This is a genomic window from Cognaticolwellia beringensis, assembly GCF_002076895.1.
Taxonomy (GTDB): Bacteria; Pseudomonadota; Gammaproteobacteria; order Enterobacterales; family Alteromonadaceae; genus Cognaticolwellia; species Cognaticolwellia beringensis.
In genome coordinates this window covers 2312582-2332371 of the sequence record NZ_CP020465.1, presented here as the reverse complement: position 1 = coordinate 2332371, position 19790 = coordinate 2312582, and the positions used below count along the sequence as shown (strand labels likewise).

18 protein-coding genes are annotated in these 19790 nt (G+C 39.6%); 2 read left to right on the top strand and 16 right to left on the bottom strand.

Annotation, left to right across the window (positions count from 1 at the left end; translation table 11 throughout):
• Positions 1-37 precede the first annotated feature (37 nt).
• Positions 38-712, bottom strand: a complete 675-nt coding sequence (gene rpe / locus B5D82_RS09885) for a ribulose-phosphate 3-epimerase (protein ID WP_081151205.1) — start codon at positions 710-712, stop codon at positions 38-40.
• Positions 713-1072: 360 nt separating this feature from the next.
• Here rpe and B5D82_RS09880 point away from each other — a divergent pair, with 360 nt between their 5' ends.
• Positions 1073-1717: a TorF family putative porin gene (locus tag B5D82_RS09880; RefSeq protein WP_081151203.1), complete on the top strand. Its 645-nt coding sequence runs from the start codon at positions 1073-1075 to the stop codon at positions 1715-1717.
• Positions 1718-1845: 128 nt separating this feature from the next.
• Here B5D82_RS09880 and metL read toward each other — a convergent pair whose 3' ends face one another.
• Positions 1846-4353, bottom strand: a complete 2508-nt coding sequence (gene metL, locus B5D82_RS09875; protein WP_081151201.1) for a bifunctional aspartate kinase/homoserine dehydrogenase II — start codon at positions 4351-4353, stop codon at positions 1846-1848.
• A gap of 105 nt (positions 4354-4458) precedes the next feature.
• The gene (gene metB, locus B5D82_RS09870) at positions 4459-5616 is read right to left on the bottom strand and encodes a cystathionine gamma-synthase (protein WP_081151200.1); all 1158 of its coding nucleotides are present in this window, start codon (positions 5614-5616) and stop codon (positions 4459-4461) included.
• A 230-nt stretch (positions 5617-5846) separates the two neighbouring features.
• On the opposite strand from metB, the gene metJ reads away from it, so the two are divergent.
• Positions 5847-6191 carry a met regulon transcriptional regulator MetJ gene (metJ, locus tag B5D82_RS09865; protein WP_081151198.1) on the top strand — a complete coding sequence of 115 codons (345 nt, stop codon included), beginning with the start codon at positions 5847-5849 and terminating at the stop codon, positions 6189-6191.
• A gap of 227 nt (positions 6192-6418) precedes the next feature.
• On the opposite strand, the gene B5D82_RS09860 is transcribed toward metJ, so the two are convergent.
• From B5D82_RS09860 to tsaE, 13 genes are all read right to left on the bottom strand, one after another.
• Entirely contained in the window at positions 6419-6676 is a 258-nt protein-coding gene (locus B5D82_RS09860; protein WP_081151196.1) for a hypothetical protein, read from the bottom strand.
• A 122-nt stretch (positions 6677-6798) separates the two neighbouring features.
• The gene (locus B5D82_RS09855) at positions 6799-7221 is read right to left on the bottom strand and encodes a VOC family protein (RefSeq protein WP_081151194.1); all 423 of its coding nucleotides are present in this window, start codon (positions 7219-7221) and stop codon (positions 6799-6801) included.
• Positions 7222-7362: 141 nt separating this feature from the next.
• Entirely contained in the window at positions 7363-8604 is a 1242-nt protein-coding gene (locus B5D82_RS09850; RefSeq protein ID WP_081151192.1) for a malic enzyme-like NAD(P)-binding protein, read from the bottom strand.
• A gap of 810 nt (positions 8605-9414) precedes the next feature.
• On the bottom strand, positions 9415-10713 hold the full coding sequence (locus B5D82_RS09845; protein ID WP_081151190.1) for an adenylosuccinate synthase: 1299 nt from the start codon (positions 10711-10713) through the stop codon (positions 9415-9417).
• Positions 10714-10839: 126 nt separating this feature from the next.
• Positions 10840-11025, bottom strand: a complete 186-nt coding sequence (locus B5D82_RS09840; protein WP_081151188.1) for a DUF2065 domain-containing protein — start codon at positions 11023-11025, stop codon at positions 10840-10842.
• 94 nt (positions 11026-11119) lie between these two features.
• Positions 11120-12004, bottom strand: a complete 885-nt coding sequence (gene hflC / locus B5D82_RS09835) for a protease modulator HflC (protein ID WP_081151186.1) — start codon at positions 12002-12004, stop codon at positions 11120-11122.
• Positions 12005-12007: 3 nt separating this feature from the next.
• Positions 12008-13156 (bottom strand): FtsH protease activity modulator HflK, encoded by a 1149-nt coding sequence (gene hflK, locus B5D82_RS09830; protein WP_081151184.1) that lies wholly within the window; start codon positions 13154-13156, stop codon positions 12008-12010.
• Positions 13157-13235: 79 nt separating this feature from the next.
• Positions 13236-14522 carry a ribosome rescue GTPase HflX gene (gene hflX, locus B5D82_RS09825; RefSeq protein WP_081151182.1) on the bottom strand — a complete coding sequence of 429 codons (1287 nt, stop codon included), beginning with the start codon at positions 14520-14522 and terminating at the stop codon, positions 13236-13238.
• A gap of 33 nt (positions 14523-14555) precedes the next feature.
• Entirely contained in the window at positions 14556-14804 is a 249-nt protein-coding gene (gene hfq, locus B5D82_RS09820; RefSeq protein ID WP_081151180.1) for an RNA chaperone Hfq, read from the bottom strand.
• A gap of 106 nt (positions 14805-14910) precedes the next feature.
• Entirely contained in the window at positions 14911-15867 is a 957-nt protein-coding gene (miaA, locus tag B5D82_RS09815; RefSeq protein WP_081151178.1) for a tRNA (adenosine(37)-N6)-dimethylallyltransferase MiaA, read from the bottom strand.
• 12 nt (positions 15868-15879) lie between these two features.
• Positions 15880-17847, bottom strand: a complete 1968-nt coding sequence (gene mutL / locus B5D82_RS09810) for a DNA mismatch repair endonuclease MutL (RefSeq protein WP_081151176.1) — start codon at positions 17845-17847, stop codon at positions 15880-15882.
• A 7-nt stretch (positions 17848-17854) separates the two neighbouring features.
• A complete protein-coding gene (locus tag B5D82_RS09805; RefSeq protein ID WP_094122789.1) occupies positions 17855-19174 on the bottom strand; it encodes an N-acetylmuramoyl-L-alanine amidase in 1320 nt (439 codons plus the stop codon).
• A 102-nt stretch (positions 19175-19276) separates the two neighbouring features.
• A complete protein-coding gene (gene tsaE, locus B5D82_RS09800) occupies positions 19277-19762 on the bottom strand; it encodes a tRNA (adenosine(37)-N6)-threonylcarbamoyltransferase complex ATPase subunit type 1 TsaE (protein WP_081151172.1) in 486 nt (161 codons plus the stop codon).
• Positions 19763-19790: the final 28 nt, after the last annotated feature.

Sequence of the window (19790 nt, the reverse complement as noted above, 5' to 3'; positions counted from 1 at the left end):
TCCTTCAAATTTTCTAATTTTAATATGGTTAATTATGTTATTTTTTTACAGTCGATAGTGCTGTACGCATTTCATCAATGGCAATTTTGTAATCTGGCTTTGAAAATATAGCCGAGCCTGCGACAAACATGTCTGCACCGGCAGCAGCAATTTCTGCGATATTGTCAGCTTTAACGCCGCCATCTACTTGTAGGCGAATGTCGAAACCACTGGCATCAATTTTTTCACGCACTAAACGTAGTTTATCCAAAGTCGTTGGTATAAAAGATTGTCCGCCAAAGCCCGGATTCACTGACATTAACAAAATAACATCGAGCTTATCCATTACAAAATCTAAAACATGTAGCGGTGTTGCTGGGTTTAACACTAAACCAGCTTTACAACCGTGATCTTTAATTAGCTGTAAGGTTCTATCAATATGGTCGCTGGCTTCAGGATGAAAAGTAATAATATCAGCGCCTGCTTTCGCAAAGTCTGGAATAAGGCTATCAACAGGTTTGACCATCAAATGCACGTCAATAGGTGCAGTAATACCGTAATCTCGCAATGACTTACAGATCATAGAACCAAAGGTAAGATTTGGCACAAAGTGGTTGTCCATGACATCAAAATGAATAACATCAGCGCCAGCGCTAAGTACATTTGCAACTTCTTCGCCCAAACGAGCGAAGTCTGCAGATAAAATTGATGGAGCAATTAAAAAATCAGACATAGTGATACCCTCGATAAAATTTGCGCTACTTTAACTTAATTGTACAAATTTTGCGACTGAGATCAGCTACAAAAGTAGATATTAAATGTGATATGCCTTGCAAGATAAAGTTTAAACTTTAGCCTTTTACCTAAATCTTCCATCAACGTATTTAATTACTCACCACAAACGGTGCACTTTATTTGAACATAGGCCACTGTATTTGCACCATTTAAACACAAACGTTCTATTCTCTTTAAGCTAAAACAAAGTAATAAAAACCATAAGCTGTTGATATAATATTATTTATTTTAAAATATCTCATACAGGCATTGTCTTTGCATTAGCTACAACAATTATAAAAACTTAGTGGACTAAAACATGAAAAAAACAATTATCTCTCTATCAATTTCGATGCTCCTAGCAGCTTCTGCATGTGCTTCAACTTCTGCATCTGCGACTGGCATAGAAGGCTTAAGTGCTAATGTTGGCGTGGTATCACAATATATCTTCCGTGGCGTAGTACAAACAGATACAGCTTCCGCAAGTGCTGGTGTTGATTATGAAAATAGTGGTTTTTATATTGGTGCATGGGGAGCTGACGTGCAAGCCGGTTTAGAAGTCGATATATATGGCGGTTACAATGGCGAACTTGACAGTGGTTTAGGCTATAACGTTGGTTTTACTAGTTACCAATACACCGGTGACTTTGACACTTCTTATAATGAAGTAAACTTAGGTTTAAGCTACGGAATGTTTTCAGTGACTTATAACGTTGGTGAGTGGGAAGTAGAATCTGGTGCTGACCAAGACTATGATTTCTTCACAGCTAAAGTTGAACATGAAGGTTTTTATGCCCTTTATGGTACTTGGGGTAAAGATTTTGACGGTGATTACCTAGAATTAGGCTACGGAACAGAAGTTTCAGGTTTCGATGTTGGTATCGCCATTGTCGCTAACTCAAAAGAGTTATCTGGTGCCCAAAGTGACGAAAACTTGGTATTTAGCATTGGTAAATCTTTTTAAGATATAGCGACTGACCGCTGACAAAATATTGAATAATAAAGAGTTGATAGTTTTAATATACCCATCAACTCTTTATTATTACTTACCCCGTAAGCTCGTAAATTTATCTACGATGTTTATCAGCCAGTTTAATTTAATCCTTTGATTTTAACTTGCTGATGACGATGATTTAACTGCTGACAAATAGTGACCAAATCAGCATGAATTCCACCCGCAGTTACATCACGCCCTGCGCCCGGACCACGAATAATCAACGCATTATCTTGATACCAATCACTTTTAATTTGAAAGACGTTATCGCAAGGCGTTAACTGTGCAAAGGCATCATTTTCACTTAATTCTTCTAAGCTCACTTTCGCTGTCACCTGATCATTTTCACTTATAAACCTGGCTACATAACGAATAACACAAGTTTTATCTTGCGCCTGCTTTAAGCGTGATAAAAACATTTCATCAAGCTCTGACGTTCGTTCAAGAAATTCTGCTAACGAGATATCACGTAAGGCCACTGGTACTAAGCTTTGACAGTCAATGTCTGCTAACGATAACTCAAAGCCAGCACAACGAGCGAGTATTAATAGCTTACGCTGTACATCTCTACCTGATAAATCTTCTCGTGGATCTGGCTCTGTGATCCCTTGCGATAAAGCATCACTTAGCAGTGCCGAAAATGGTGTTACGCCATCGTAATACTGAAATAACCACGATAACGTACCAGAAAATATGCCAGAAATTTCCGATATTTGATCGCCACTATTCAATAACTCTTTAATCGTTGAATTAATAGGTAAGCCCGCACCAACCGTAGTATTACCAAGCCAGATACTCTTATTTTTTTCGGCTGTGGAGATCAGTTGTTGATAGTTTTCTGTGCTTGAAGAGGCTGCCCATTTGTTCGCGCCAATAACGTGTATACCACGAGCAAAAAACTCTTGATACAAATGGCTAAAGGCTTCACTGGGTGTGATATCAACAATAATCAATTCATCATAAGGATGACTTGTTAACCAAGCTAACAGCTGTTCACTGTCATATTGTTGAGCTTGTTGTTGATAATGTTCCAGCGCATTGGCTACATCTATGCCATCGGTATTAATTAACGCTTTGCTAGCACCGACTAAACCAACCAAATGCACATTTTCTAAGCCTGAAACACGTGCAATTTGCTTTGGTAACATGGTTAAGAATCGTTGACCAATGTTACCTAAACCTGCGACGACAAGGGCAATGTTTTTGGCGTCTTTGGTCATATCAGCGTGCACATTGTTCAGTACTTCACTCGAGCAAAGCTCAGGCAAAATAGCAATATAACTATGTTCATTAAAAGAATGTAGAAAATGTAAGGTTTGCTGATGCTTAAGCGCCCTTTTAAACCTCGCGCGCATGTCACCTTGTTTGGCGACACCGTGACCCACAATGGCAATAATCGCTACAGGCTTAAAAGTAACTTCAGTGTCATGGCTTGCTAGCCATTGGCTAACCGACTTTTGCTGCTCCTGCGTTACGACTATGTAGCCTTCGTCAAGATTATAACAAATCGGTGCAAACTCACTGACCGCTAATTCTCCAGATTTAGCGAAGAAGCTGGTTGATTTTGCTAATATTAAATCGTTTAAACTGGTGACTGACAGTTCTTGTTTTGCTATTTGGCCAAACTTGCCTATCTCACTACCGCTAATATCGGGGGCAAAGCTGCTGGCAACATGTAAATGGGTATTATGGTTGGTTAATGGCTGCAAGGTTTTTGCGTGCAGTACAGGATTACCTAAGCGGCCAAGTTCATTGGCAACCGCATTCGGTAGGCGGTGCAACTTTCTCGCTGACGGAACAACACGAGGGTCTGCACTATAAATACCATCAACATCGGTCCAAAGCGTTACGTTACGCGCGCCTGACAATGCCGCCATTATAGTTGCGGAATAATCACTACCGTTCCGCCCCAAAGTACAAGTTTGCTGTTGTTTATTACGCGCAATATAACCAGTAACTATGACCAGTTTGTCTTGTTGTCGACGCTGAGAAAAACCTTTTTCGCTCTCGCTATAGTCAATAGCGCAATTTTTTTCATCTTTTAGTAACAGAAACTCTCTCGCATCTAACATATAGCTAGGACAAACACTTTCACTCAATACTGCCGATAACAAACGTGCTGACCAAAAATCACCAAACGCTAATAGGTCATTTTCATAACTAACGGGATCACTAAGTAAGTTTGCTGAAAGTTGGGCTATGTTGTCGCTCAGTAAAGATTTTAGTCTCGCGGCGCTACTGGCATTTAATAGCTCATCAATCAATAAGGCCTGTGCAGTCTCAAGTGTTGTAATAGTCTCAAGTAATTGCCGGTGTAAGGTCTTTGCTTCTTTTGCCGATCTTGCTTGTTCAGGGTTAAGTAAAGTAACTTCCTGGAGTTCAACAGAAATTTGATATAGTTTAAATAATGCATCAGTCGTATTACCATTGGCAGACACCACAATAATGTCATTTAGCTGGCAATGCTGACGAATAATTTCAACCACACGTTCAATGCAAGCACTAGTCGCTAAACTACTACCACCAAACTTATGAACATTGCAGCCAATTTTGACCAATTTATTTTTTGAAGGGCTGAGCGTTACCGCTGTATTTGAATCAATCATTTTAATACCAAGGGCCACTGTATTTATCTGCCCAATTTAAAAATTTACTTTGTGCTTAGTCTGCTTATTGCGAATAAGTAAGACTAAGCACCACATCAAACTGAACTACAGTTGGCTTGCATCAAGCGCTTGAGAAAGGTCTGCAAGCATGTCATCTATATCTTCAATACCTACTGAAATTCGTACTAATGACTGGGTAATACCGGCAGCCAATTGAGCTTTAATTTCCATACCGGCATGGGTCATGGTTGATGGATGACTGATCAAGCTTTCAACGCCACCTAATGATTGTGCCAAAGTAAAAAATTCCAGTTTATCGAACAAAACTTTAACGGCTTCAACGCCACCTTTAAGTTCAAAGCTCATCATGGCACCAAAGTCATGTTGCTGTTTTTTAGCTAAGGCATGTTGTGGGTGATCCGCTAAGCCTGGAAAATAAACTTGTTCAACTGCCGAATGTTGCTGTAAAAATGCGGCGACCGCATTGGCATTTTCTTGATGCTGCTTCATTCTGATAGGCAATGTTTTTAGACCACGTAGAGCTAGGAAACTATCAAACGCTGAACCTGTAATGCCAATACAGTTTGCCCACCAAGCCAGTTCTTCACCTAGCGCTTGCTCTTTGGTCACTAAAACTCCGCCAACCACATCGCTATGTCCATTAATGTATTTAGTTGTAGAATGAAAAACGATATCAGCACCCAATAAAAGTGGCTGCTGTAAAACGGGTGACATAAAGGTGTTATCAACTGCAACTAATGCACCCACGTTATGGGCCTGTTCAGTTACAGACGCTATATCGACTAATCTCAGTAAAGGGTTGCTCGGCGATTCAATTAAAACTAATTTTGGTTTCTTCGCCAATGCTTGTGTTAAGGCCGCTTGATCATTTTGGTCTACCACCACTAAATTAAACAGTTCGCGTTTTGCCAAATGGGTAAATAAGCGAAAGCTGCCGCCGTAACAGTCATGCGGAATAACAATCGTATCTGTAGGACTCAGTAATTGGCAAATAAGATGCACTGCTGACATACCCGTGCTGGTAACAATGCCTAAAGCACCTTGCTCTAAATCTGCAATAGCTTGAGCAAAAGTGGCGCGTGTTGGGTTACCGGTACGTGAATAATCAAATTGACGTTTTTCATTAAAACCTTTCAGTGCATAAGTACTTGAAAGATGAATAGCTGGAATAACAGCACCGTGTTGTTGGTCACTATTAATGCCCGCTCGAACAGCGGTAGTGGCAAATTTTTTCTCGCTCATGTGTACTCCAGTATTGGTACTTTTCTATTTAGATGTTTGGACGTCTATCAATCTAAATGGTTTAAGTTCTGGGGTCAAGAACTTTAGACATCTAAACTTCTACACATTCGTTATTGACTCGCGCCCCACAACCAGTAAAATCAACTAGTAAGAATAAACTTATCGCTAACTGGTACACCAGACAAGCTAAATATAAGTTTTTCGTAATCATTTAAGTTTGAGGAATATTCATGGCAGAGTGGAATGGCGAGTATCTTAACCCATACGCCGAACACGGGAAGAAAAGTGAACAAGTAAAAAAGATCACCGTGTCTATCCCTTTACGTGTTTTAAAAGTGCTCACTGATGAACGTACACGTCGACAAGTCAATAACTTGCGTCATGCAACCAACAGTGAACTATTATGTGAAGCATTTTTACATGCTTTTACTGGCCAGCCTTTGCCAGACGATAGTGACTTAGCAAAAGACAACACACAAAAATTACCCGCAAGTGTACGCAGAGCTTTAGAAGCACAAGGTGTAACCGATTTTAGCGAGTACGAAACAGAAATTGAAGAAGAAACAGAAGATTAACCGGGTAAATAAATCCTGGCTTTCTAAAATGACAAAAGGCGCTTAATGCGCCTTTTTTATTGCAAAAAATTGTTTATGCTAATTTAATTATCTTTACGAATACCAATTGAAATAAATAATCCATCATTCTGAAATGATCTAAATACCAAACAAAAATTTAGCCTCTAGTTATTCTACGATTAAAAATGAATAACTAATAAGTCCAATAGAGCTTTATATAATTAGCCTTAATTCTTATCTATCAATAACTTTCCCTTAATGACATCGACTAAATTAGTGGGCAGCTTATCTAAGATTTTACCTGAAATGTAACCATAAATGCATACAGGGGCTACCAGTAGTATAAAAATAAAACCACAAATCACCATGCCTATAGCGATTATCTCATTTGAAAACAATGAAATATAAACTATAAATAAGAATAGCATTGAGACTAACCCACCTAAAATACGCAAAACCTTGTTGATTTGTATATTTGCTTCCATGCTACGATCATCCTTTAAGTATAAAATTTAACCTATTATGGATGTAGATCTGTAGTTTTGCCACTAAAACAGTGGTTAGTTATGCTTAATTTTGCGAAGTTTCAATCAATAAAGCTTATATCTTATGAATCATTACCAGCAGCATTATTCAACTGCAATAAGTCCCACTTAGTGCCATACAAGTCTTTAAATACGACTACCGTGCCGTATGCTTCGACACGTGGTTCTTCGTTAAACTCAACACCTTGGCCTTTCATAGCTTCGTAATCACGCCAAAAGTCATTAGTTTGAAGAAATAAAAATACCCGACCTCCTGCTTGGTTGCCGACTGATTGTTCTTGCTGAGCATTACTGGCTTTAGCCAGCAATAGAGTTGTGCCATTAGCATTTGGAGGAGATATTTGAATCCAACGTTTACCTGCACCTAAGTCAGTATCTTCAATGAGCTCAAAATTTAATTTTTTGGTATAGAATGCAATCGCATCATCGTAGTCTTCAACCACGAGGGCAATATTGGCGATTCGTTGCTTGATAGGGATGGTCATTTCTGCTCCAAAGCCAAGACATAGCTAAAATTAGTCAGCTCTAAGCTATCAGTGCCAAGCTGTCAGTTAAAACAAAAGCCACATTGGTGTCTATGTTTTGTCTAACTGATAGCTGACTACTGAAGGCTCAAAACTTATAACTTAACCGTTATAGTTTTCTGGCATGGGAAGCGCAGCGACACCAGAGTCAACAGCGGCTTGAGCAACGGCAATGGCTACAGCTGAACGCAAACGTGAGTCCATAGGCTTAGGAATAATATAATCTTTACCAAAGGTTAAGCTGTCACTGCCACTCGCTGTTAATACTTCAGCCGGTACAGCTTCTTTTGCTAAGGTTCGAATGGCATGAACTGCGGCTATCTTCATTTCATCATTAATGGTACGAGCTCGCACATCTAAAGCACCACGGAAGATAAATGGGAAACATAGCACGTTGTTTACTTGATTCGGATAATCTGAACGTCCTGTCGCGATAATTAAATCATCACGCGTCGCCAAAGCAAGTTCAGGCTTAATCTCTGGGTCAGGATTCGAACATGCGAAAATTACTGGCTTATCGGCCATCAGCTTAACATGTTCAGCCGATAATACATTAGGACCAGATACACCAACAAACACGTCAGCACCGTCAATGGCGTCTTCTAAGGTGCGTTTATCGGTATTGTTAGCAAATAACGTTTTATATTCATTTAAATCGTCACGACGAGTGTGGATAACCCCTTTAGTGTCGAGCATATAAATCTTTTCACGTTGTGCGCCACATTTAATCAATAATTCCATACAAGCAATTGCCGCAGCACCCGCGCCCATACAAACAATGTTGGCATTGCGTAATTCTTTACCTTGAATTTCTAGTGCATTGATCATACCAGCAGCGGTTACAATAGCCGTACCATGCTGGTCGTCATGAAATACCGGCACTTTACAACGCTCAATTAATGCTTTTTCAATCACGAAACATTCAGGCGCTTTGATATCTTCTAAGTTGATACCACCAAAACTGTCGGCAATATTGGCAACCGTACTAATAAAGTCTTCTACCGTTTTATGCTTAACTTCAATATCAAAAGAGTTAATGCCAGCAAAGCGTTTAAATAATAAAGCCTTACCTTCCATGACAGGTTTAGCGGCCATTGGCCCTAAGTTACCTAAGCCTAAAATAGCAGTACCGTTGGTGATAACGGCAACGGTATTACCTTTGCCGGTATATTTATAAACATCATCTGGATTTTCAGCAATGGCACGAACAGGCTCAGCTACACCAGGGCTATAAGCGAGTGAGAGATCTTGGCTTGTTTCAGCTGGCGTCGTTAATTCAACACTAATTTTGCCCGGCGTTGGGTATTGATGATAATCAAGTGCTTGTTGGCGAAGATCTGTCATGTCTATTCCTTTTGTGAGGTGAGTGTAACTCGTGCGTCTTATCGATGAGTTTTAGTTGATGCTTTTATTGCTGTTTACATGTTATTGCAATGCGTTGGCTAATTTCAAGCTATTTTGTATATATTAATTAGCTACAAGCTATAATAAATATAGCCTTATAAGTTTTTTATTTCATATAAGCTAGCTAAATATTCTACATATATTACTCACTATTCATAGATAAATAGCGATTAGAATGTTTTATCAAATTATAAGTAAGTTAATGTTCAAGTTAATGCTTAAAGCTCCTACCCTTACTGGCATTGATTCCCGTTTGTATCATTTCATGACAGATAACAGAATATAGCGACAGTTCACTGAAATTGTCATAAATATAGACTGTAAGAGAAAGTTTTTTCTCTATCGGCCTGTTGATATCAAAAGCTACCTGGCTGGTTTTAATGCAGATTGAGAAAAGGCTTTATCTGTTCAAGCATTGTTGTTCTGGTATTAACGTCTGTTGATCGTGATATACCCACAGGCTATAAATTATTGTTTCGTGCACCGACGTAAGGAATTTACTAATCCCGTGGGGTCAAAGTTCCTAAAACATGTAGCTATTAAAGTAATGCTGAATTAATTAGCAGGTTGGCTTAGAGCACCATACTCAAACGATAGCGCGTATCCTGTGCATACATGCGCGATATACCGTACATCCTGTACATACACGCTCCTGTGCATCCATGCACCCGCGATATACCGTACATCCTGTACATAAAAAAACCACCTAGAAGGTGGTTTTTTAAAAGTACTTAAAACAATGAGATTAGGTTATTCGTCAAACGGATTAACTAAAATCATAGTTTCAACACGGTCTGGACCGGTTGAAATAATATCAACAGGTACACCGGTAAGCTCTTCAATACGTTTGATATAAGCAATAGCATTGGCTGGTAATGCGTCAACAGAAGTTGCGCCTACTGTAGTTTCGCTCCAACCTGGCATTTCTTCATACACTGGGGTAATTTTATCATAACCTTCAGCGGCTGTTGGTGGCACAGTAATAATGTCGCCTTCAGCTGTTTTGTAGCCTGTACATATTTTTAATGTTTTCAAGCCGTCTAAAACGTCTAGCTTAGTTAAACAAAAACCACTAATGCTATTTACTTGCACTGCACGATGCATGGCAACGGCGTCAAACCAGCCACAACGACGTTCACGACCAGTTGTAGCACCAAATTCATGGCCTACAGTACCTAAGTGATGACCAACTTCGTCATCTAATTCAGTAGGGAATGGACCCGAACCAACACGTGTTGTGTATGCTTTAGTAATACCAAGTACATAGTCTAAGTAAAGAGGACCAAAACCACTACCGGTAGCAACGCCACCCACAGTTGTATTAGACGACGTTACATATGGGTAAGTACCGTGGTCGATATCAAGCAATGTACCTTGAGCACCTTCAAACATAATAGATTCGCCCGCTTTACGCGCTTGATCTAGCATTTCTGAGATATCTGCAACCATACCTTTAATGACTTCAGCAACGGCCATAGCATCGCTAAGTACTTCTTCGTAGCTTACTGGCTCAGCTTTGTAGTATTCGGTTAATACGAAGTTATGGTATTCCATAATTTCTTTTAATTTCGACGCAAATGACTCTGCGCAAAATAAATCACCAACACGTAAACCACGGCGAGCAGCTTTGTCTTCATAAGCTGGACCAATACCACGACCGGTAGTACCAATAGCTTTGCTACCACGCGCTTTTTCACGAGCTGCATCTAATGCGTTGTGGTATGGAAGAATTAACGGACATGCATCGCTAATTAAAAGACGTTCACGTACAGGTACGCCACGTTCTTCTAACATTGCCATTTCTGTCATAAGTGCTTTTGGACAAAGAACAACACCGTTACCTATTAAACATTTTACGTTATCACGTAATACGCCAGATGGAATAAGGTGTAAAACGGTTTTTTCACCGTTAATGACTAGTGTATGACCCGCATTGTGGCCACCTTGATAGCGCACTACATATTTTGCTTTATCAGTAAGTAAGTCGACGACTTTACCTTTACCTTCGTCACCCCATTGGGTGCCTAGAACTACGACGTTTTTACCCATGTTCACATATTGGTAAGAAAATTAGGCGGGGATTCTATCAAATATCAATATTGAGTCCAAGCAATAATTGTTGATTTTTAATGCGATAAAAAAAAAGCTAGTGATAGTGAGGAGTTAGCAAAAGAATTAATTTACTGCCCAAAATAGAATTGCTCCAATCACGATTAAAAAAACGCCAATTTGCCGGATAGTACTCACAGGTTCATTGGCTAATTTTAAAACATAAGCACGCCATTTATTGGGGAAAAGTGCCGGGATCAGTCCTTCAATAATTAACGCAATAGCGACTGCCATCATCAGCGTATATAACATTTGATTTTCCTTAACGAGCAGGGCTTACTCGCTTATAAAAACACAAAAGCCATGACAATGTCATGGCTTTTTAATCACAGGTTAACCTTAAGTGTTACTTCGCTTTTTTACCATCTTTTAGGTAATTAAAGAAGTCACTATCCGGTTTAACCACCAAGATATCACTCTTCGAGCTAAAACTTTTCTCATAAGCTTCTAAGCTACGAAAGAAGTTATAGAATTCAGCATCTTGGCTATAAGAGTCGGCATAAACTTTTGCAGCTAATGCATCACCTTCACCACGAACTTCTTGTGCGTTCTTCTGCGCTGTCGCTAACATAACTGTTACTTTAGCATCAATAGTTGCACGAATGATTTCAGCTTGCTCTTGACCTTGTGAGCGATGTTCTTTCGCCACAGCAGTACGTTCAGCTCGCATACGTTCATATATCGACGTACTAACTTCCGTTGGTAAGTTAATAGCTTTAATACGAACATCAATCACTTCAATACCTAAGTCTTCACGGCTACTTGCAGCACTTTCAAGTGCTTTAGCCATAATGTCATCACGTTCACCAGAAACAATATCTTTAATGGTACGTGTACCTATTTCGGTACGTAGACCATTGTTAACTTTTTGTTTCAATAGCGCACGGGCATTCTCAATTGAGCCTGTAGTACGCAAGTAGTAGGTAGAAAAGTCAACGATACGCCATTTAACAAATGAGTCGACCATCAAATCTTTCTTTTCAGATGTTACGAATCGATCTGGCGCGTCATCTAAAGTTTGAATACGTGCATCAAGTTTACGCACTTGGTTAATAAACGGTAATTTAAAGTGTAAACCAGGCTCATAAACCATCATGTCGCCAGTGTCAGCGTCACGCTTAATTTTTGAAAACTGGAAAACGATACCACGTTGTCCTTCAATTACCACAAAAACAGACGAAACCGTTAGCACAAGTATTAAGGCTACAATTGCCAATATAAAATTCTTCATGGCTTAGTCTCTCCCATTATTGAAACGGTCGTTACGACCGGATAATGTTGGTGCAGTATTATTGCTATTTGACGATGGGTTTATCGTTGTCGTTGATGATTGCTCATTAACACGTTGACCGCCAGATTGCTGCTGCATAATTTTATCGAGTGGTAAGTAAATCATGTTATTACCGCCTTCAACATCAACCATAACTTTACTGGTGTTGCTGTATACTTTTTCCATCGACGTTAAATACATACGCTGACGGGTAACTTCAGGTGCCGCTTTATATTCAGGTAATAGCTTGTTAAAACGAGCAACATCACCTTCAGCATCAAGTAGTATTTGTGATTTATACGCTAAAGCTTCTTGCTCTAAACGCTTAACACGACCACGCGCACGCGGCTCAATACCACGAGCATATGCTTCAGCTTCACGTAAGAAGCGTACTTCATCTTCTTGCGCAGAAATAGCATCATCAAATGCATCTTTAACTTCGTTTGGCGGACGCGCGTCCTTAAAGTTAACATCAACAACAATCAAACCTAAATTATAAGGTTCGATAATTTTTTCTAGCTCTTTCCAGACCGCTTGACGAACGGCTTCTCGACCACTGGTCAAAATATCGTCCATGTTCGCGTGACCAACAACATAGCGCAAAGCACTATCAAGTGACTCACTTAAACTTTCATCGGCATTGGTAACACTAAAAACGTAATTACGTGAATCAACAACGCGGTATTGTATTTCCATTTCAACACGCACAACATTCTCATCTTTCGTCAGCATAAAGCCTGAAGAGGGAAGGTTACGTGTGGTTTGCATATCAACCGGAATAATACGTTCAGCGAACGTCCATTTCCAACGCAAACCTGGTTCTACCGTACCAGCATATTGACCAAAGCGTAAAACGATACCTTTTTCAGCTTCTTTAATGGTAAAAAAGCCTGCAAAGGCATAAGCCAATATAGCGACAACAAGCACAACCATGATACCGATACTAGAAAAACTTTTCCCAGATCCGCCTCCTGATTTGCCGCCACCGAATATACCGCCAAATTTATTGCCGATATCCTTTAATAAATCATCTAAATCAGGTGGGCCTTGGTTCTTGCCACCTTTATTTTTCCAGGGATCTTTCTCATTATTCCCCGGTTCATTCCAAGCCATGCTATTCTCCGCTATAAAAAATTAGTGCGCTAACTGCATAAAACGATAAACACTGTGTTTCACGTAATATATCAGTCTGTTAAGTTTGAATAAAGTGCTCTATTTCTGCTTCGTCTTGTTTTAGTAACTGGTTCCACTCTCTCACGGGTAATTTTATACCTAATAAACAATTACCTTGCTCGTCATAATGTTCGTCTGTAATACAATTTAGCTGATAAAGTTGACCACGTAGTTTACCAGCACTAGGAGGTAAACAGAGTAAATGTTTGATGATTTGTTTGCCTAATCGTTCGGCAAGAGCTTGAAATAAAAGTTCAATACCTATGCCTTGTTGTGCTGAAAGCCAAACACGAATAGGTAGACCTTGATCATCACGATCAATTCTCGGCTCAACATCATCTAACCGGTCAATTTTATTACAAATTAATAGTTGTGGGACATCACCCGCTTCTATCTCATTTAAAACTTCTTCTACTTGTTCAATATTTTCACTACGACGCTCATCGGCAATATCAATTATATGAAGCAATAACTCTGCTTCTCTTGTTTCTGTTAACGTCGCTTTAAATGCTGCCACTAAATCATGAGGCAGATGCCGTATAAATCCTACAGTGTCAGCAAGAATAACACGACCAACATCATCTACTTCAATTTTACGTAAAGTAGGGTCTAAAGTGGCAAACAATTGATCGGCTGCGTAAACACCAGCCTGAGTAATTTTATTGAATAGGGTTGATTTGCCAGCATTGGTATAGCCAACTAAGGAAATTGTTGGGATCTCGGCTCTCGTTCTCGCACGACGACCTTGTTGCCTTTGCTTTTCAACTTTTTCTAGACGTTTGCGAATATTAACCATACGGGCACGTAATAAACGTCTATCTGTTTCAAGCTGTGTTTCACCTGGTCCGCGTAAACCAATACCACCTTTTTGGCGCTCTAAGTGAGTCCAACCGCGTATCAGCCTTGTACTCATGTGACGTAACTGCGCTAACTCTACTTGTAATTTACCTTCATGAGTGCGAGCACGTTGGGCAAAAATATCTAAAATTAAGGTAGTACGATCAACCACACGACATTGACATAAAGCTTCAATGTTTTTCTCTTGAGATGGCGCTAAACTATGATTAAACAATACAATATTCGCATCGAACATACGCACAGCATCAGCAACTTCCTGAACTTTACCTGTACCAACAAAATATTTCGGGTGCGGAGTATTGCGTTTACCTGTAATCGTATTTAACGCCGTAATACCAGCAGAATCAACAAGCATTTCGAACTCTTGTATGTCTTCGCGGGTATCATCATCTGGGAAATCTAAATGAACAAGTATCGCCTGCTCACCTGCCTGATATCTATCAAACAAATGAGCGACTCCATACAATACTAGCTTTTTGCATTAATCTTCTAAATCCTGATTCGCTTGTGGGGCTGGCATAGTGGTTACTGCTCGCGCTGGCACTACTGTTGAGATAGCGTGCTTATATACCATTTGGCTAACGGTATTTTTAAGTAAAATTACAAATTGATCAAATGACTCTACTTGCCCTTGTAGTTTAATGCCATTAACTAAGTAAATTGCTACTGGAATACGATCACGACGTAACGCATTCAAAAATGGGTCTTGTAAAGATTGCCCCTTTGCCATTATTTTGTCCCTTTTTGTTATTTTTAGTAAAAATTAAAAACTAGATTAAAGTTACTCAATCAAACTAGCTGGTAAATACTCAACTAACTTAATTATACATCAATGTTTAAAGTTTGCTTACTGCCGATAAAATAAGTTTTAAATTATTTTCATCTTCCATATGCAACCATTGTAAATCTTGCCAACTTCGTAACCAAGTCAACTGCCGTTTAGCTAACTGACGTGTTGCACAAATACCTTTGAAAATCATCTCTTCTCGATCATAGTCACCCGATAAATGTTGCCACATTTGTCGGTAACCAACACAGCGAATTGCTGGTAAATCGAGATGTAAATCACCCCGTCTTTTCAAGGCGATCACTTCTTGTTCAAAGTCTTGCGCTATCATTTGCTTAAAACGTAGTTCAATTCGAGCGTGCAAATCACTACGTTCTTTTGGTGCTATAGCAAACTGTAAAACATTTCCACTAACTTTATCACCTTTTACTTCAGTCAATTGTGTCAAAGTATTACCAGTTTTACGATATACCTCTATTGCTCTAGCCAGTCGCTGCGGATCATTTGGATGAATACGCTCGGCTGAAACTGGGTCAAAGCTCTGTAGCTCTTCGTGCATAGCTAGCCAACCTTTGTCAGCCGCCTCTAACGCTATTGCATTACGAATATTTTTGTCAGCTTCAGGCAGTGGTGAAATGCCTTCAATTAAGCTCTTAAAATACATCATAGTACCGCCAACCAATAAAGGTATACGGCCATTGGCTCGACTTTTAGCTATTGCGATGAGCGCATCTTGGCAAAAATCAGCGGCAGAGTAACTTTCACTCGGATCTCTAATGTCGATCAATTGATGTGGATATGCAACTAATTCATCTGCTGTTGGCTTTGCCGTACCAATATCCATACCTTTAAAAACTAATGCTGAATCAACACTAATAATGTCACACGGTAGCACATCACATAAAGCCATCGCTAAAGCCGTTTTACCTGACGCTGTCGGCCCCATTAAACAAATAACTGGCGGCTCTTTCAGGTCAATGTTTTGATGGTTTGCCACGTTAGTCATTACGGTAATATTTTACTCTATCTGATTTATAGAAGATGTGAGGTCTATAGCGACAGAATTCAACCTTAGTTGCTGCTCAAATTGACAATTAAAGTGACTTTCTCCACTTCGCCAAACTTGCAACGCATACGCATGAGTGGCTTCTTCACTTAACATAAGTGCAGCTAACGCCATTTGCCAGTCAATTTCTGCATGTATATCGTCACTATTTTCAACATCTAACTGTTTAATTAACTTATCAAAACTTTTCGAAATATCTTTATTTCTCAGTAAAGCAGGAAACTGCCGAATTTGTAATGTACTGGTATTTAGCTGACGAATATCCATCCCAATATGCTGAAATTGATTTTCATTTATTTGCACAAATCTAGCGACTTTCTCACTAACAGAGATTTTTATAGGCAATAATAATGGTTGGCTAACCAGCTTTTCATGCCAGCGTTGCTTAATAACTTGTAGCTTAAGTATTTGATCAAGTTTCTTTACTGACAATAAACGTAATGTTTCGCGTTGTTGAAATACTAAATAATGTGGCGCCTGCCAAAATAAAACTTTTGTTACATCAGTCATCTCATTTTCAGTCGCTAAAGCAGAGGTATTTGCTTCTGTTGATACTGAATCAGCTACTTGCGTTAACTTAGGCTCGGTAACTTTTGTATCCAAGGCTAAAGGTGTCATTAAGTCGCTGTAGGCTTTACTCGCTTGAGGATTAACCTTTGTGGGATAATGTTGTCCGCTCGCGCGCGAAAAACTTGCACTACTACGCGGGTTTATCCCCTCATTGTGATATTCAGTTGGAACGCTAGACGTTTTATAACTTACTGAAGAATTTGATTGCTGATGACTATCAGTACTAGCCCTTAACGGGGTAATAAAACCGGGGCTTTGAGTGCCAACTTGCGGGTGGGATCCCTCATCACTAGATGCGGAAAATATTTCGCCAGTGCTACTATCGACATTGCTATTATCAACATTGAGATCTAGCTCATTTTTTAATGCACGATTACAAACCGAATAAATAAAATCATGTACATAACGCCCTTGATGAAACCGTACTTCATGCTTTGCAGGGTGCACATTAACATCCACTTCACGAAAATCGAGCTGTAAAAACAATACAAATGCGGGGTAACTATCGCTCGGTAGTAGGTCTGCATAAGCTTGTCGAATAGCGTGATTAATCAATTTATCGCGCATCATTCGCTCATTGACATAACTGTAGCTGAGATCATTTTGATTACGAAAATAACTCGGTTGGGCAATCCAACCATGTAAATGCAGGCCATTATGTTCACAGTTAACTTCTATAGCATTATCAATAAACTTTTGACCACAAACTTGCGCAACGCGTTTACTACGCTGAATAGTTGAATTAGCGACCCGAAATTGTTTAATTATTTTATGGTTATGCGTAAGAACAAAGCTGATATCAAAATTTGCTAGGGCAATGCGCTTGATAACTTCTTCAATGTGGGCATATTCTGTTTTTTCAGTGCGTAAAAATTTTCGTCTGGCTGGGGTATTAAAAAATAAATCGCTAACATCTATTGTCGTGCCGTTCGGGTGCGCTGCTGGCTTGACCGACACCGCCATATCGCGCCCTTCGGCATTCGCTTGCCATGCTGATTCTTGCGCTTCAGGCTTAGAGGTTAGCGTTAAGCGAGCAACCGAACTTATACTGGCTAGCGCCTCGCCACGAAAACCTAAGCTACTAATAGCTTCGAGATCGTCAAGGTCTTTAATTTTACTGGTGGCATGTCGGCTCAAGGCTAAGGCTAATTCATCTTTGGCAATACCTTTGCCATTATCGATAATACGAATGCGCTTTGCACCGCCTTTTTCAATATCAATTCTGATGGTGGTCGCGCCAGCATCAATACTGTTTTCTACGAGTTCTTTAACGACGGAAGCTGGGCGTTCAACCACTTCGCCTGCGGCAATTTGGTTAGCGAGGCGAGCGGGTAATATTGCAATGGTCATGCGAGGGTTAATCTGCCTGTGGTATTTTTAATGTTTGGCCAATTCTAACCACATTTGATTTGAGGTTATTGGCTGATTTTAATTGCCTGATGGAAACTTTATAGCGCTGGGCAACCACAGAAAGCGATTCACCACGGCTAACCTTGTGCTCGCGAGTGCGCGTTGCAGCAATTAAGGTACCATCAGGTGGGTTTCGAGAGAAATAATCATCAACAGCAATGTAGATTGCTTTAGCCAATTTCTGTTGATGGTGACTATTATTAAGTCGTCTTTCTTCATCTGGGTTAGAAATAAAACCGGTTTCAATTAATACTGACGGGATATCTGAAGATTTTAACACCGCTAAACTCAACCGTTCAGGTTTATGCTTATGTAGTCTGGTCACTTTTTTTAGCTGCTTCACAACATGCTCGGCAAAGTCGTAACTACTCGCCATGGTATATTCTTTTTTCATGTCGCCAAGAGCAATCGCTAAGTTATTGTCTTTAGTGCTTCTGATCGTTTCTCCAGCACCACCTAATAACTCAGAATTTTTTTCTCTATTTTGAATCCACCGGGTGAATTCTGAATCAGCACGTCGCGTTGCTTGTACTAGCACCGATGCACCATTGGGCTGTGATGAAGTGAATGCATCAGCATGAATGGAAATAAGTAGATCAGCTTTCGACTTTCTCGCAAGTTCAGTTTTACGATTGTGGTCAACATAATAGTCACCACTGCGGATCATCACCGCTTTAAGGCCTTGCTTCTGGTTAATTAAGTTAGCCAATTTTTGGGCTATTTTTAACGTAATGCGTTTTTCATAAGTACCTGCAGCGCCAATTGAACCTGGGTCTTCACCACCGTGGCCAGCAACAATAGCAATGACGATGTCTCGTTTACCTTGGCTATTATCATGGGTCGCAATCGGCTGACTATTTTTGTCATAAAGATCAATAACCAAACGGTCACTATATTGTCCAGCTGGTGCCAATGGAAATATCGAAATTTTATAGTCTTCAGCTAACTCTAGTACTAAACGTGTGGTCCCTTTTTCTTTTGCTCTACTGGTACGAATTTTTTGCACTCGACGATCCGCTTTTATCGCTGACATTAAAACTGCATTGTTTCGGCTATTTTTAAAATCAATAACTAAGCGTTCTGGGGATTTTAGTGAGAAGTATTTAAAGTCTGGTTTTTCGATGAGATCAAAAACGATGCGGGTATTTTCTGGCGCTGGCCATATCCGCACATTCTCAATGCTATTACTTGCGTAAACAGTTGTTGCTAAAGCGAACCAAAGCGTAAATAACACCGTTAATTTTTTTACAATACTTGCTGAACGCATTGTGTTCATTACCCCATAATAACTTTTTTTATTTACTATTTTTCTTATTATATTGTTTAACTTGTGTAACGTTTCTCTGAAACTGTCTATTAATAAAACGCTTTACGGCGCTAAAATTGATAACAAGCGCTCACCTAATGTTGTATTGGCCTGCAATGAAACTTGACGCTGTTCATCATGATAGGCTAAATCGATAATCATATCTGGCTCTGGCAACATGCCCTGACCTTTTTCAGGCCACTCAATAAAGCTACAACAATCGCTATTAAAGTAATCTCGAATACCCATATATTCTAATTCTTCAGGATCGCCTAAACGATATAAATCAAAGTGATAAACTTGCCAGTCTTGCAAATCATAAGGTTCAACTAAGGTATAGGTTGGGCTTTTTACATTACCAACATGGCCCATACCTTGAACAAAGCCCCGGGTTAACGTGGTTTTTCCAGCACCGAGGTCACCATTTAAAAAAACAATAATCCCTTGTTTAAGCTCAACTTTTACAATATTTGCTAATTTTTTACCTAAAGCGATTGTTGCCAATTCATCGGCTAATATAAAGGTTTGTTTTATCACTATATTATTCATCGTATCGTTATTACTTCTAAAGTATCTT